Origin of the sequence: Tenacibaculum dicentrarchi (genome assembly GCF_964036635.1) — a bacterium.
In the GTDB taxonomy this organism is placed as follows: domain Bacteria; phylum Bacteroidota; class Bacteroidia; order Flavobacteriales; family Flavobacteriaceae; genus Polaribacter; species Polaribacter dicentrarchi.
Genome location: NZ_OZ038524.1, coordinates 2,443,018 through 2,458,085, shown reverse-complemented (window position 1 = coordinate 2,458,085; position 15,068 = coordinate 2,443,018). Strand labels below are relative to the sequence as shown.

General features: G+C 31.3%; 15 protein-coding genes. 8 read left to right on the top strand and 7 right to left on the bottom strand.

The features are described 5' to 3' along the window. Positions 1-6: 6 nt before the first annotated feature. Together ABNT14_RS10740 and ABNT14_RS10735 are read right to left on the bottom strand one after the other, a co-directional pair. Positions 7-588 (bottom strand): HupE/UreJ family protein, encoded by a 582-nt coding sequence (locus ABNT14_RS10740; RefSeq protein WP_058885881.1) that lies wholly within the window; start codon positions 586-588, stop codon positions 7-9. Between the two features lie 65 nt (positions 589-653). Further along, complete coding sequence (locus ABNT14_RS10735) at positions 654-1,115, bottom strand: Lrp/AsnC ligand binding domain-containing protein (RefSeq protein ID WP_101903204.1); 462 nt, start codon at positions 1,113-1,115, stop codon at positions 654-656. Between the two features lie 451 nt (positions 1,116-1,566). Here ABNT14_RS10735 and ABNT14_RS10730 point away from each other — a divergent pair, with 451 nt between their 5' ends. Continuing rightward, a complete protein-coding gene (locus tag ABNT14_RS10730) occupies positions 1,567-2,004 on the top strand; it encodes a LexA family protein (RefSeq protein WP_101903203.1) in 438 nt (145 codons plus the stop codon). Positions 2,005-2,060: 56 nt separating this feature from the next. Here ABNT14_RS10730 and ABNT14_RS10725 read toward each other — a convergent pair whose 3' ends face one another. Beyond that, the gene (locus ABNT14_RS10725; protein ID WP_101903202.1) at positions 2,061-2,471 is read right to left on the bottom strand and encodes a BrxA/BrxB family bacilliredoxin; all 411 of its coding nucleotides are present in this window, start codon (positions 2,469-2,471) and stop codon (positions 2,061-2,063) included. A 275-nt stretch (positions 2,472-2,746) separates the two neighbouring features. On the opposite strand from ABNT14_RS10725, the gene ABNT14_RS10720 reads away from it, so the two are divergent. The 7 genes from ABNT14_RS10720 to ABNT14_RS10690 all read left to right on the top strand — a co-directional run bounded on the left by ABNT14_RS10720 (position 2,747) and on the right by ABNT14_RS10690 (position 11,275). Further along, positions 2,747-3,502: a TerB family tellurite resistance protein gene (locus ABNT14_RS10720; RefSeq protein ID WP_101903201.1), complete on the top strand. Its 756-nt coding sequence runs from the start codon at positions 2,747-2,749 to the stop codon at positions 3,500-3,502. 89 nt (positions 3,503-3,591) lie between these two features. Further along, positions 3,592-6,990: an isoleucine--tRNA ligase gene (ileS, locus tag ABNT14_RS10715; RefSeq protein WP_101903200.1), complete on the top strand. Its 3,399-nt coding sequence runs from the start codon at positions 3,592-3,594 to the stop codon at positions 6,988-6,990. 26 nt (positions 6,991-7,016) lie between these two features. Next, positions 7,017-7,394 carry a TraR/DksA family transcriptional regulator gene (locus tag ABNT14_RS10710; RefSeq protein WP_101903199.1) on the top strand — a complete coding sequence of 126 codons (378 nt, stop codon included), beginning with the start codon at positions 7,017-7,019 and terminating at the stop codon, positions 7,392-7,394. A 135-nt stretch (positions 7,395-7,529) separates the two neighbouring features. Next, a complete protein-coding gene (locus ABNT14_RS10705; RefSeq protein WP_159459552.1) occupies positions 7,530-8,957 on the top strand; it encodes a gliding motility-associated C-terminal domain-containing protein in 1,428 nt (475 codons plus the stop codon). Between the two features lie 46 nt (positions 8,958-9,003). Further along, positions 9,004-9,927 carry a PorP/SprF family type IX secretion system membrane protein gene (locus tag ABNT14_RS10700; RefSeq protein ID WP_101903197.1) on the top strand — a complete coding sequence of 308 codons (924 nt, stop codon included), beginning with the start codon at positions 9,004-9,006 and terminating at the stop codon, positions 9,925-9,927. A 68-nt stretch (positions 9,928-9,995) separates the two neighbouring features. Then, complete coding sequence (locus ABNT14_RS10695) at positions 9,996-10,568, top strand: lipoprotein signal peptidase (RefSeq protein WP_101903196.1); 573 nt, start codon at positions 9,996-9,998, stop codon at positions 10,566-10,568. Between the two features lie 95 nt (positions 10,569-10,663). Beyond that, complete coding sequence (locus ABNT14_RS10690) at positions 10,664-11,275, top strand: DUF4230 domain-containing protein (RefSeq protein WP_101903195.1); 612 nt, start codon at positions 10,664-10,666, stop codon at positions 11,273-11,275. A 150-nt stretch (positions 11,276-11,425) separates the two neighbouring features. On the opposite strand, the gene ABNT14_RS10685 is transcribed toward ABNT14_RS10690, so the two are convergent. From ABNT14_RS10685 to accC, 4 genes are all read right to left on the bottom strand, one after another. Next, positions 11,426-11,839: a DUF6691 family protein gene (locus tag ABNT14_RS10685; protein WP_101903194.1), complete on the bottom strand. Its 414-nt coding sequence runs from the start codon at positions 11,837-11,839 to the stop codon at positions 11,426-11,428. A gap of 15 nt (positions 11,840-11,854) precedes the next feature. Continuing rightward, positions 11,855-12,418, bottom strand: a complete 564-nt coding sequence (locus ABNT14_RS10680; protein WP_101903193.1) for a YeeE/YedE family protein — start codon at positions 12,416-12,418, stop codon at positions 11,855-11,857. Next, positions 12,418-13,656 (bottom strand): 3-deoxy-D-manno-octulosonic acid transferase, encoded by a 1,239-nt coding sequence (locus ABNT14_RS10675; protein WP_101903192.1) that lies wholly within the window; start codon positions 13,654-13,656, stop codon positions 12,418-12,420. Before ABNT14_RS10675 ends, ABNT14_RS10680 begins: the two co-directional genes overlap by 1 nt. 68 nt (positions 13,657-13,724) lie before the next feature. After that, on the bottom strand, positions 13,725-15,068 hold the full coding sequence (gene accC, locus ABNT14_RS10670) for an acetyl-CoA carboxylase biotin carboxylase subunit (protein WP_101903191.1): 1,344 nt from the start codon (positions 15,066-15,068) through the stop codon (positions 13,725-13,727).

The window sequence follows — 15,068 nt, the reverse complement described above, 5'->3', positions numbered from 1 at the left end:
AATTTGTTACCAAAAGATACGGTTAATCATCATTTGAAAAGCAACCCCCATAACAATGGAAGAAATGACTAAAATCCAATCACGACGTTGTACCTTAAATACTGATTTTGTTAGTATTCCGATGCCTAAAATTGCTAAAACAATAATAATTTGAGCCATTTCTACACCGCCTGCAAATTCTAATAACGGAATCAATTTATCGGAAGTTTTACCAATCATTATTTTAAAATAATTTGAAAAACCAAGCCCGTGAATTAATCCGAAGAAAACAGCGAAAAATAAATTCTGATTTTCTTTTCCTACGGATGCTTTTTTAGCCGTTAATACATTTAGTAAGCCAGTGATAAAAATGCTTAACGGAATTAAAAATTCGACCAAATCGGCATTTACTTTTAATATTCCGTACGCCGATAACGCTAAGGTAATAGAATGCCCAACAGTAAATAAAGTAATTAACCATAAAACTTTTTTCCATTGTTTAAATTGATAGACAATAGCCAAGACGATTAAAAATAGAATATGGTCGTATGCTTTGATATCAAGCACGTGAAATAAGCCCATTTTAAAGTAAAAAATAAAGTCGTTCATTGATTTGAGTAAGTATTAATGAAAAATAAAAAATTAAAATGATAAATAATTAACAAATAAAACGTTTAAATTTTTATTTGGCGGTTTATTTGTTGGTCTAAAGAAATAAAGGTTTCGGTTCGTGAAACACCTTTAATATTCTGAATATCTTTATTTAACAAATGCATTAAATCTTCATTGTTTTTGCAAAGTATTTTGATGAAAATAGCATAATTACCCGTTGTGTAATGGCTTTCAACAACTTCAGGAATTTCTTTTAATCTTTTTATAGCCGATGAATATAAGCTAGAAGAGTCTAAAAATACCCCCACAAAAGCTGTAGTATTATAGCCTAAAGCCTTCGGATTTAAGACCATTTTGTAGCCGTCTATTAAATCGGAAGCATCTAATTTTCGTAATCGCTGATGAATTGCCGCCCCTGAAATTCCTACTTCTCTAGCAATACTTAAAATAGGCGTACGAGCATCAGAAACCAATCGTTTGATGATAATTTTATCAATTCCATCAATTTTTAATTTTTTAATCATCTTACAAAAATAAGAAAACTTCAGTAGATTATTTTTGAGCTTATCATGCAATATTTATTATCTATTCTTAATTTATTTAATATTTAGAGCCTGTTTAAAAATTAAATTAAAACTAAATTCTCGTCATGCTGAATTTATTTCAGCATCGCATCAACAGGAGAACTACGGCAAATCAGGATGTGAAACTGAACTAAATTCAGTTTGACGGATTTGATTTCTTATTTTTATGTTACAAAACGTTTTTATATGAAATTTAAACAGGTTCTTAATAAAATCATTACTTTAAATTTTCTCCTTTTTTTGATACATTTCAATTAAAGTATTAAAAATTAATGTATTAAATTAGCAGTCCTCCAAAAAAGATTGCTAATGTATTTAGGGAACTCAATAAAAATAGTTAAAACCAAAGTACTGTAGTAATAGTAATGACATTATTATCATAAAATAACGTATGAGTACATCAAAAAAATTAACTTTTTTAGCACCTAAAGAAATGAGTAAAAGTGAGGGAGCAATTTTTATCGATATGGGGATTTCTGCAGGTTTTCCATCTCCTATTGATGATTTTAAAGAAACTCGTATTTCATTAGATGAAGAGTTAATAAAAAATAAAGAAACTACTTTTTTTGCTAAAGTTAGCGGACAATCAATGATTGGTGCAGGTTTAGATGATAATGATTTATTAGTAATTGATAGAAGTATTCCGCCAACAAATAATAAAATAGCAGTTTGTTTTTTAGATGGAGAGTTTACTGTAAAAAGATTAAGAGTTACTGAAGATGAAGTTTGGTTACAACCCGAAAATCCTGATTATCCTGTAATTAAAATTACAGAAGAAAATAATTTTATTATTTGGGGAATTGTAACAAGTGTTATAAAAAAAGTGTAATAAAATAAAAATCCAGCAAATTTGCTGGATTTCTATTTTATATCATCAATTTATGACTAACAAAATTCATCATAAGCTGCTGCTAAATTCTGAGCAATAGCTTGAGCTGAATGACCTTCAATATGGTGACGCTCTAAAATATGAACTAAATTACCATCTTTAAATAAAGCAATTGCTGGAGATGATGGAGGAAAAGGAACCATGTGTTCTCTAGCTCTAGCAGTAGATTCTTTTTCTACACCTGCAAAAACAGTAGTTAAGTTTGTAGGTGTTTTTTCTGCACCTAAAGAAGCAATAGCTCCTGGTCTTGCAGTACCTGCTGCACAACCGCAAACAGAGTTTACCATTACTAAAGTTGTTCCTTCTTTTGCTAATGCAGTATCAACATCTTGAGCAGTATATAAAGCGTCAAAACCAGCATCGATTAATTGATCACGCATCGGTTTTACTAATTCTTCTGGGTACATATTTTTTGTATTAAATAGTTCATTGCAAAGATACTTTATTTAAAAACAAGAATCAAACCAAAACAATTGATGCTTTTTTAGAGGTATTTTATTTTAGCCCCGATTGAAGCAATTGTTTGAGCTCTTTTTTGTTTTTTTTCTTCAAAAAAATAAAAAAAGCGAGTGCGCAAAGCGGGAAATAGCTTCAAAATATCTTAAATAATTATTTAAAAAGAAATAATTATTTAAAAATGGTATTAATAGTATATTTACATCTTTTAAAAATAAAAAATAAAATGGGGAAGTTTGCAAAATGGCTTGGTGCTGGTGTAGGATTTACAATGGGAGGTCCAATAGGAGCAATTATCGGATATGCTATCGGAACTTTTATTGATGGTGTTTCTATTAAAGATTTTACCAAAGAACAACAAGAATATCAACAAAATACAGCACAGCAAAAAAGAGGTCGTGCTACTTCTGGTGATTTTGAAATAACATTACTAATTTTAGCATCGGTAGTTATTAAAGCTGATGGAAGGGTAGACCAACGAGAATTAGATTTTGTACGATTACACTTTGTAGAAATGTATGGTAAAGAACGTGCGAATCATGCTTTTAAATTGTTTGGAGGCATTATTAAAAAAGAAATTTCAACACGACAAGTTTGTATGCAAATTCGTCAGCATATGTCACATGCTTCTCGTTTACAGTTGCTACACTTTTTATTCGGAATAGCTAAAGCAGATGGGCAAGTAACAGCACTTGAAGAACAAGAAATAAGAAAGATTTCAGGGTATTTATATATCAATCAACATGATTATGTATCAATAAAAGCGATGTTTTATGAAGAAGTTGATAGCGCTTATAAAATTTTAGAAATTACAAAATCAGCTACTGATAATGAGCTAAAAAAAGCATATCGAAAAATGGCTAAAAAATATCATCCAGATAAATTAGAAGGTTTAGGAAAAGCTCATAAAGAAGGAGCTAATCAGAAATTTCAGCAAATTCAAGGAGCATACGAACAGATAAAAAAAGAAAGAGGGCTTTAATTTTAAAAAACAATGCCTTTTTTAAGTGTCAACTACTACAATTACAAGAAAATACGTAATTTCGCGAAATTAATAAATACAAAGAAAAAATGAGTACGAAGTTTACTGAATACAAAGGGCTTAACTTGCCAAATGTTGCGAATGAAATCCTAGATTATTGGAAAGAAAACAACATTTTTGAAAAAAGTATAACTACGCGTGATGAAAATAAACCGTTTATCTTTTTCGAAGGACCTCCTTCGGCAAATGGTTTACCAGGTATTCATCATGCAATGGGACGTACCATTAAAGATATTTTTTGCCGTTATAAAACTTTAAAAGGTTTTCAGGTAAAGCGTAAAGCTGGTTGGGATACCCATGGTTTACCTGTTGAATTAGGGGTAGAAAAAGAGTTAGGAATTACCAAAGAAGATATCGGAACTAAAATTACCATTGAAGAATATAATATTGCTTGTAAAAAAGCAGTAATGAAATATACTGATATTTGGAATACGCTTACCGAAAAAATGGGTTATTGGGTAGATATGGAAGATCCGTATGTTACTTATAAGCCAAAATATATGGAAACTGTTTGGTGGTTGTTAAAGCAAATCTATAATAAAGATTTGATGTATAAAGGATATACAATTCAGCCATATTCACCAAAAGCAGGAACAGGTTTAAGTTCTCATGAGGTGAATCAGCCAGGAGCGTATCAAGATGTTACCGATACTACCGTAGTTGCGCAATTTAAAGCAGTTGCTGAAACTTTACCAAGTATTTTACAAAATGGAAATGATGTTCATATTTTAGCTTGGACAACAACTCCTTGGACATTACCTAGTAATACGGCATTAACAGTAGGTCCTAAAATTGATTATGTTTTAGTAAAAACATTCAATCAATATACATTTGAGCCTACACAAGTAATTTTAGGAAAACCTTTAGTAGGAAAACAATTTGCTGGTAAAAAGTTCAAAGCTGTTGAAAGCGAAGCTGATTTAGCAACCTATAAAGCAGAAGATAAACAAATACCTTATTTAATAATTGCTGAATGTAAAGGTGCTGATTTAGTTGGTACTAAATATGAGCAATTATTACCATATACGTTACCACACGATAATCCTGAAGAAGCTTTTAGAGTAATTCCTGGAGATTTTGTAACTACTGAAGATGGTACAGGAATCGTACACACAGCACCAACTTTTGGAGCAGATGATGCTTTAGTTTGTAAAGATGCAGGTGTACCACCAATGTTGGTTAAAGATGTAAATGATAACTTAGTTCCTTTAGTAGATTTACAAGGTAAGTTTACCAAAGAAATGGGTGAGTTTGCAGGTATGTATGTTAAAAATGAATATTATGCTGATGGTGAAGCACCTGATAAATCAGTAGATGTACAGATTGCTATCAAATTAAAAGAAGAAAATAAAGCCTTTAAGGTTGAAAAATATGTGCACAGTTATCCACATTGTTGGAGAACTGATAAGCCTATTTTATATTACCCGTTAGATTCTTGGTTTATAAAAGTAACAGACGTTAAAGAACGTATGCACTCTTTAAATGAAGAAGTTAATTGGAAACCAGAATCAACAGGAACAGGTCGTTTTGGAAATTGGTTGAAAAATGCTAATGACTGGAATTTATCTCGTTCTCGTTTTTGGGGGATTCCTTTACCTGTTTGGAGAACAGAAGATGGTAAGGAAACCAAAATAGTAGGTTCTGTAGCAGAGCTTAAAGAAGAAATGGCACTTGCTGTAAAAGCAGGCGTAATGACCGAAGATATTTTTGCTGATTTTGTTTCAGGAGATATGTCTGATGAAAATTATGATACTATTGATTTACATAAAAATGTAGTTGATAAAATCACATTAATATCTGCTTCGGGTGAACCAATGCAACGTGAATCTGATTTAATTGATGTTTGGTTCGATTCAGGTTCTATGCCGTATGCACAATGGCATTATCCGTTTGAAAATAAAGAAATAGTAGAAGAAGGTTGGAAAACTGCCGACTTTATTGCCGAAGGAGTTGACCAAACTCGTGGATGGTTTTATACTTTACACGCTATCGCAACGATGGTTTTTGATGATAAAGCTTATAAAAATGTAGTATCTAACGGATTGGTGTTAGATAAAAACGGACAAAAAATGTCTAAGCGTTTAGGAAATGGTGTTGACCCATTTACTACCTTAGATAAATATGGTCCTGATGCTACACGCTGGTACATGATTTCAAACGCAAATCCTTGGGATAATTTAAAGTTTGATTTAGATGGAATTACCGAAGTTAGTAGAAAGTTCTTCGGAACATTATATAACACATATTCTTTCTTTAGTTTATACGCTAATTTAGATAACTTCAATTATAGTGAAGCTGAAGTACCATTAGCTGAAAGACCAGAAATTGACCGTTGGGTTTTATCAGAATTAAATACATTGATTCAAAAAGTAGATGTTTTTTATGCTGAATACGAACCAACAAAAGCAACAAGAGCAATTTCTGATTTTGTACAAGACCATTTAAGTAATTGGTATGTACGTTTATGTAGAAGACGTTTTTGGAAAGGGGAGTATGCACAAGATAAAATATCAGCATATCAAACTTTATATACTTGTATGCTTACGGTGGCTAAATTAGCATCGCCAGTAGCGCCTTTCTTTATGGATAAATTATATAAAGATTTAGTAAGCACTACGAATGCTGAAGGTTTTGAAAGTGTACATTTAGCAGAATTTCCTGTATATAATGAAGCTTTAATTGATAAATCATTAGAGCGTCAAATGGAAAATGCACAAACTATTTCTTCTTTAGTGTTATCATTAAGAGCAAAAGAAAAAATAAAAGTACGTCAGCCATTACAAAAAATAATGATTCCTGTTTCTGATGCTACTCAAAAAGCAGCAATTTTAGCAGTTGCTGATTTAATAAAATCAGAAGTAAATGTGAAAGAAATTGAACTTTTAGATGATGCTTCAGGTATATTAGTGAAACAAATTAAACCAAATTTTAAAGCTTTAGGCCCAAAATTTGGAAAAAATATGAAGTTAATTGCAGGGAAAATTAAACAATTTAGCCAAGATGATATCATCAAAATTGAAAGAGAAGGAAGCATTTTAGTAGAAGTTAATGGTGAAAATATTAGCTTAGAAACTGCAGATGTCGAAATTTCATCAAAAGATATTGAAGGCTGGTTAGTGGCAAATGCCGATGGTTTAACCGTAGCATTAGATGTTACCATTAACGAAAAATTACGCAAAGAAGGAGTTGCTAGAGAATTAATCAATAGAATTCAAAATGGGCGTAAAGAAAATGGGTTAGAAGTTACCGATAAAATTAAATTAAGTATCTTAAAAACAGCTGATTTAGAAGTATCTGTAACTGAAAATGAAAATTATATAAAGGCAGAAACATTAACGAATGAACTGATTTTTGTAGACGAATTAATCGGTGGTACAGAAATTGAGTTTGATGCCATAAAAAGTAGCATGTTAATCGAAAAAGCATAAAACTATAATATAAAAACATAAAAGTTATGAAAGATGTTAATATAAGATATTCCGATAGTGATTTAGAAGAGTTTAAAACTATTATTTTAAAAAAAATTAAGCATGCTGAAGAAGATTTATTATTGATACAATCTTCTTACAAAAATGGTTCTGATAATGGTACAGAAGACACTTCTCCAACATTTAGATCGTTTGAAGAAGGATCAGATACTATGGCAAAAGAAGCAAATATGCAATTAGCAATTCGTCAAGAAAAATTTCTTCGCGATTTGAAAAATGCTTTAATTCGTATTCAAAATAAAACATACGGAGTTTGTAGGGTTACAGGTAAGTTAATTCAAAAAGAACGTTTAAAATTAGTGCCACACGCAACCTTAAGTATTGCAGCAAAACGCAAACAATAATTAATAGAATAATAAAGTAATTACACTTAAAAACTGTTTAATGCCATTGTGGTATTAAACAGTTTTTTTAAATATCCCCCAAAAATAATGTCTCCAGAAAAAAAGACAATTAAAGGTCGTATAAATTTTATTTATATGCCTTTTATAATAGCATGTTTATCTATTACAAGTAATAGCTTTAGCCAAACAGATTTAGATTCCGATAATGATGGTATTTTAGATTCCGAAGAATGTGGGTTTAATATCTGTGCTCAACCAATTATAAATGGTGGTTTTGAAAAACCAATTAGAGCTGTATCTACTTACAATTTTATTAAAGAAAATCAGGTTGCTGGTTGGGAAACTACCGCTTCAGATAATGAAATTGAAATTTGGAATGGTCCTTTAGAAAATGTAAATGCCATAGAAGGAAATCAATTTGCGGAGTTAAATGCCAATGAAGAATCAACATTATTTCAAAAATTATGCTTAAGTCCAGGCACGAAAATAAAGTGGTCTGTTAAACATAGAGGTCGAAGAGGTGTCGATGTTGCTGAAGTTAGAATAGGAGCTTCATTAAGTAGTTTAGAATTTCAAAAAACCATGTCTGATGGTAAATCGGCTTGGGTTACATATGAAGGTGAATATATCGTACCACTAAATCAAACCGAAACTATATTTGCTTTTAAATCAGTATCAAGTTCGGGGAATGATAAAACAGTCGGTAATTTAATTGATGATGTTCAAATTATCGTGCTTTCAAGTCCACCTTGTAGAGATACTGATAATGATGGAATACCAAATAATTTAGATTTAGACTCAGATGGCGATGGTTGTTTTGATGTTCTTGAAGCTGGTTTTTCAGACCCCGATAATGACGGTATTTTAGGTACAGGAATACCCGTAGAAAATGCTAATGGTTTGGTAACATCAGCACCTGATGGTTATACCACACCTGCTAATTTAGATAGTAATACGGCTAATGATTATCTACAAGATATTCCTGTTATCGTTTTTAATAAAAAACTAAAAAACACTAGTGTTAAAATTGGTGAAACTGCAAGTTTTAGTTTTTCAGGTAATATAAATCAAGTAAATATTCAATGGCAAGTAAGTGAAGATAAAGGAAATTTATGGAACACTTTAATAGATGATTTAACCTATTCAGGAACCAATACAACTCATTTATCAATAGCAAATGTAGCGGCAAGTTTTTCAGGAAATTTATACAGAGTACTTGTAAGCCCTAAAGCAAATATTTGTGCGAAACCCAACACGTCAAAAGCTACGTTATTGGTAGCAATACCAACAAAACCGATTAGTATATCAGATGGTTTTTCACCAAATAATGATGGTATAAACGATATTTTTTCTATTAAAAATTTAGATACTTATTTAAACCATAGTTTAGAGATATTTAATCGATATGGCTATTTAGTTTTTAAAGGAACTATAAATTCAAGCCCTTGGGATGGTACCGATACCAAAGGAAATGTATTGCCTACAGGTGTTTATTTTTATCGAATAAAATTAAATGAATCTGGTAGCGAATTATTACAAGGACGCATACATTTAAGAAAATAAGCAACACAACTTTAATAGATTTTCAATACAATTTTACGACACCATCATGACTAAGAAATTATTTTTCATAATATTCTGTTGGGTAAGTTGTGCGGTAGCACAACAACGCCCTCAATTTTCACACTATATGTATAATTTAAGTATGCTAAACCCAGCATATTCTAATGCCGATAAAAGCCTTGTTGAATTTGGTGCATTTTACCGAAATCAATGGAACGGAATAACAGGTTCGCCTAAAACAGGGCTTCTTTTTGGACACGGAGCTTTAAATAAAAACTTTGAAGGAGGTTTTTCAATTTTATATGATAATATTGGAAATGATATACAAACAACCAATGCTACTGTAGATTTATCACATGTAATTAAGTTGCAAAAAGAACTGCATTTATCAGTGGGGATTAAAACAGGAATTTCATCGTATAAAGCAGTTTTTAATACTTTAACTTTAGCATCGGGCTTGGCAAGTACTGACCCTTTATTTAAAGAAAATATAAATATGGCAGACCTGGTGTTTGGCGCAGGATTATTTTTGTTTTCTAAAGAGTTTTATATCGGGCTATCAAGCCCTAACTTAATTAAAAGTGAACTTTATAAAAATACTCTACAAAGTGAAAGTAGCTTAGAAAATCATTATTACGCAACCGCTGGTTATGTACATGAAGTTCATCAAAATTTAAAAGTAAAACCATCTGTTTTAATAGCTTATTTAGAAAATGCACCTGTATCGGTAGATATAGCCGCCAATGTGTTAATAAACAATAAACTAGAATTAGGCTTGGGCTATAATTTTAGCAATAGTTTAAATGCGTTGTTTAAATTTAATGTTTCACAAAACATAGCTTTAGGATATTCATACGGTAAAATGTTTAATAGCCTAGGAAGTTTAAGTAATGGATCGCATGAATTTTTTATGCTTTATAACTTTAGAAAAGAAAGAAGTAGTCGTTGTTATTACAATCGTTTCTTTTAAAGCAAAGCGAATAAAGCTTGTTAATTAACTAAGAATATGCTTATTTTTGTTACTCTTAAATTAAAAAAATGTCTAAAAAAACCATTGCAATAGTTACCGTAATTCTGGCAATCTTAATAGATCAAATTAGTAAAATATATGTTAAAACACATTTTCAACTTGGTGAAGAGGTAGTTGTTTTTGCCGATTGGTTTAAAATTCATTTTACTGAAAATAATGGTATGGCTTGGGGCTTTGAATTTGGCGGTAGAGCAGGAAAATTATTTTTAACCTTGTTTAGGGTTGTTGCTGTTTCAGGAATTATATATTGGTTATTGCAAACTATAAAAAAAGAAGTGCATACGGCGGTAGTTATTGCTATTTCTTTGGTATTGGCAGGCGCTATCGGAAATATTATTGACTCTGTTTTTTATGGAGTTATTTTTGATAGTTCATATCATAATTTAGCCACCTTATTCTCAGATAAACCTTATGGTGAATTATTTCATGGTAAAGTAGTAGATATGCTTTATTTTCCGATGTATCAGGGTGAAAATTTCACTTTTTTTAACGCTATTTTTAACGGTGCCGATGCTTGGATTAGCATCGGTGTTGCCTTGTTGTTTTTGTTTAATAAACAGGCTTTTCCTAAAGAAGAATAGTTTTAAAGTAACGGCTCTTATTTTGAATTGTATTTTTTTTAGCCGATATTTAAACAGGCTTTCAGGTTCTTTTATTATATTTATAAAAAAACAAAATGATAGGTTTATTTAAGTATATCGCTATTTTTTTACTCGGTTTTTTACTTGCCAAATTATGGTATGAAAAAAAGATAGAGAGAACACAGCAAAAGGAAGAAATTCAAGTGGTTTTAAACGGTATTAAAAACCTACGTAAATTGGTAGTTTCGCAAGGGAGTTTTTCTGAAATGTATCATTTTTCTGATACTAAAAAATACTTTTATGATTATGTAGCTTTTGAAAAAAAAGCCATATTGTCGGTCAATGCAAAAGTGGAGGTTGGCTATGATTTATCAAAATTAACTATTGAAATTGATAGTATCGGCAAGCAAATAATTATTCATAAAATACCAGAAGAGCTGGTGGTTATTGCTCCTGATATTAAGTATTTTGACTTGCAGCAAAGTCAATTTAATACGTTTTCAAAATCAGATTTGAATAATTTAAATACTAAAGCTATTGAAAATATTAAATCGACAATTACAGTTTCTCGGTTAAAAATAGATGCCAAAACACGTTTGTTTGAAGAGTTATCAAAAATTTATCAACTTTCGAAAATTTATAATTGGAAAGTAGTTGATAAAACCAATTCGCAAAGGCTAGTTGATACCGATTTATTGAAAGACTAGGCATAAACAAGCTTGCTGATTGTTAAAATTTAGTACAAATGCCTAGCCCCGATTGAAGCAATTGTTTGAGCTCTTTTTTTGATTTTTCTTCAAAAAAAAGCGAGTGCGGAAAGCGGGAAATTGCTTCAAATAATCTTTAGTATTCTAAACCTAATTCGGTAATTTTTTACTTAGTAATCCGTATATGAAAGCGCCCAATATTGCACCTATTAAAACAATAATAATAGGAAACACACTATGACCAATTAATACGAAAATAGGAGCGGGGCAAGCACCTGCTAACGCCCATCCAAGCCCAAAAATAGTTCCACCAACAAGGGTTCTTATATATCCTTTTTTCTTATCTTTTATATTGATTTTATTTCCTAGATAATCTTTAATTGTGCCTTTTTTAAAGAGATACATAAATACCATAGAAACCGCCACTGCCGAGCCTATAATTCCGTACATATGAAAGGATTGGAATTTAAACATTTCGTAAATTCTGTACCATGAAATTGCTTCCGATTTGGTCATTATAATACCAAATAAAATACCGATTATTAAAAATTTTATATTTTTCATACTGTTTTTTAAAAATTAAAGCTCAAAAATTAATGGGAAAAAGACCCATGTCATTAATAAACCTCCAATAAAAAAACCGATTACGGCAATTAAAGAAGGTAATTGCAAACTACTTAAGCCTGTAATTGCATGCCCAGATGTACATCCGCCAGCATACCTAGTTCCGAAACCAATTAAAATTCCTGCAATTAATAATAGTGAAAATCCTTTAAAAGTTAGCATATTTTCGATGCTGAAAATTTCAGGAGGTACAAAAGAATTTCCTGCGTTTGCAAAGCCTAAATTAGCCAATTCTTGTACTGTTTTTGGGTTTAATTGAATCGTTTTTGTTGCCGATAAATAATTAATAGCGATAAAACCACCAATAATTAATCCGATTAAAAAAGTAAGTGCCCAATCGCGTTGTTTCCAATCTTTTTTGAAATAATCAGAAACTTTTCCTGCGCCCGCAATGGTACACATGGTTTCTAAGTTGGTCGATACGCCAAAGCTTTTTCCGAAGTAAAAAAATAAAAAAAGTACAAAGGCAATTAAAGGACCAGCAACATACCATGTCCAAGGTTGTAAAATAATATCCATTATAAGGTGTTTTTTATATAGTTCATGATAATTTTAGTCGCGCCAATATTGTTTTTAATATAATGATAGTTTTCACTGCCCATTTTTGTTCTCAAATTAGCGTTTGCTTTTAAAGTTGTAAAATTACTAGAAAAATCTTCATTATTTGTAACAATTGTAACACTGCCTAGTTTTAGTAAATCGGTAGCTTCTTGAAATTTTTTGTATTTGTTGGCTCCAAAAACAATGGGTATTCCAAAAGTTGCGGGCTCGAGTATGTTATGAAGCCCTGTGGCTAAGCCTCCGCCCACGTAAGCTACATCGGCATAGGAATAAATTTTTGTTAACAAACCAATGGTATCAATAATAAAAACTTGATTTTCTGATAAATTTTGACCTTCTTTTTCAGAATATAAAATTGTTTTTTTATTGATAGATTTTTGAAGTTCCTTTATTTGTTTTTGATTGATGTTATGCGGTGCGATGATAAATTTTTCATCGGCTGAAGCGTGATTATTTATGTAATTTACGAGTAGCTTTTCATCTTCTTCCCAAGTACTTCCTGCAACTACGGTATAGCTGTTGTTTTTAAATTTATTGATAAAATCAAGCGAATTATCTTGTTTTAAAATATCGTGAACCCTGTCAAATCGGGTATCGCCAGCAATGGTTATGTTTTGAAAACCAATACTAGAAAGTAGTTTTTTAGATGCTTCATTTTGAACATAAAAATGATTAAAAGCTTTTAATTTATTACGCATAAAACCACCATACCATTTAAAAAATGATTGTTTTTCTCTGAAAATTCCTGAAATTAAAATGGTATTAATCCCTTGTTTTTTTACTTCGGATAAAAGATTTGGCCAGAATTCGTATTTGATAATAATAGCTATTTCGGGATGTATTTTAGCAATAAATTTTTTAACATTTGCTTTTGTATCGAAAGGTAAATAACAAACGACATCGGCTAGAGGATAATTTTTTCTGATTTCATAGCCCGAAGGAGAAAAAAAAGTAACCACTATTTTATGATTTTTATAGCGTTCTTTTAAGGCTTCAATGATGGGTCTGCCTTGTTCAAATTCGCCCAATGAAGCGGCATGAAACCAAATAACTTTATCGGTTTTTTTGATGTTTTCTAATTTCGAAAATGTTTGTTTTCGTCCATCAACAAAAAGTTTTATTTTTTTATTGAATAAGGCTATAAAGCGAAGTAGTATTGATACTTTAAAAAGTAATAGGTTATAAATAAAATTCATAACGCAAATTTAGGAAATAAAAAAATCAGTGGGTTTAATCACTGATTTTTTTTATATAATTTGAAAAATTATTCTACTTTCATTTCAAAATCTTCCATAAACTTAGTGGTGTAATTCCCTGAAATATAATCAGGGTGATCCATTAATTGTCTGTGAAAAGGAATGGTTGTTTTTACTCCTTCAATAATATATTCATCTAAGGCACGCTTCATTTTGTTAATTGCTTCTTCACGAGTTTGTGCGGTTACAATTAATTTAGAAATCATTGAATCGTAGTTTGGCGGAATCATATAACCAGCATATACGTGTGTATCTATACGAACTCCATGACCTCCTGGTGCATGGTATGAGGTTATTTTACCTGGTGCAGGTCTAAAACCATTAAAAGGGTCTTCTGCATTAATTCTACATTCAATAGCATGTAATTTTGGGAAGTAATTTTTTCCTGAAATTGGCACACCTGCGGCAACTAAAATTTGCTCACGAATTAAATCGTAATCAACAACTTCTTCGGTAATTGGGTGCTCTACTTGAATACGAGTATTCATCTCCATAAAGAAGAAATTACGATGTTTATCGACTAAAAACTCAACAGTTCCAGCACCTTCATACTTAATGAATTCGGCAGCTTTTACAGCAGCATCACCCATTTTAGTACGTAATTCATCGGTCATAAACGGCGAAGGAGTTTCTTCGGTTAATTTTTGATGACGGCGTTGTACCGAGCAATCTCTTTCTGATAAATGACATGCTTTTCCGAAAGAATCTCCAATAATTTGAATTTCGATATGGCGAGGCTCTTCAATCAGCTTTTCCATATACATATCATCATTACCAAAGGCAGCTTTTGATTCTTGACGTGCAGAATCCCAAGCGTCTTTTAAATCTTCGGCTTTCCAAACAGCACGCATTCCTTTTCCACCACCTCCAGCAGAAGCTTTTAGCATTACAGGGTATCCAGTTTCTAAAGCAGTTTTTACACATGCATCAAAATCTTCAATAACACCTTCACTTCCAGGTACACAAGGTACACCAGCAGCTATCATGGTAGATTTAGCATTTGCTTTATCTCCCATACGGTCAATCATTTCAGGTGAAGCACCAATAAATTTTAAATCATGTTCATCACATAATTTAGAAAATTTAGCATTTTCTGATAAGAAACCATAACCAGGGTGAATAGCATCTGCATTTGTAATTTCAGCAGCAGCAATAATACGATCCATTTTTAAATAAGATTCGTTACTAGCCGCAGGACCTATACATACTGCTTCATCAGCAAATTTTACGTGTAAGCTTTCTGCATCTGCTTTAGAATAAACAGCAACAGTTTTGATGCCCATTTCTTTACAGGTTCTAATTACACGTAGTGCAATTTCACCTCTATTGGCAATTAATATCTTTTTAAACAT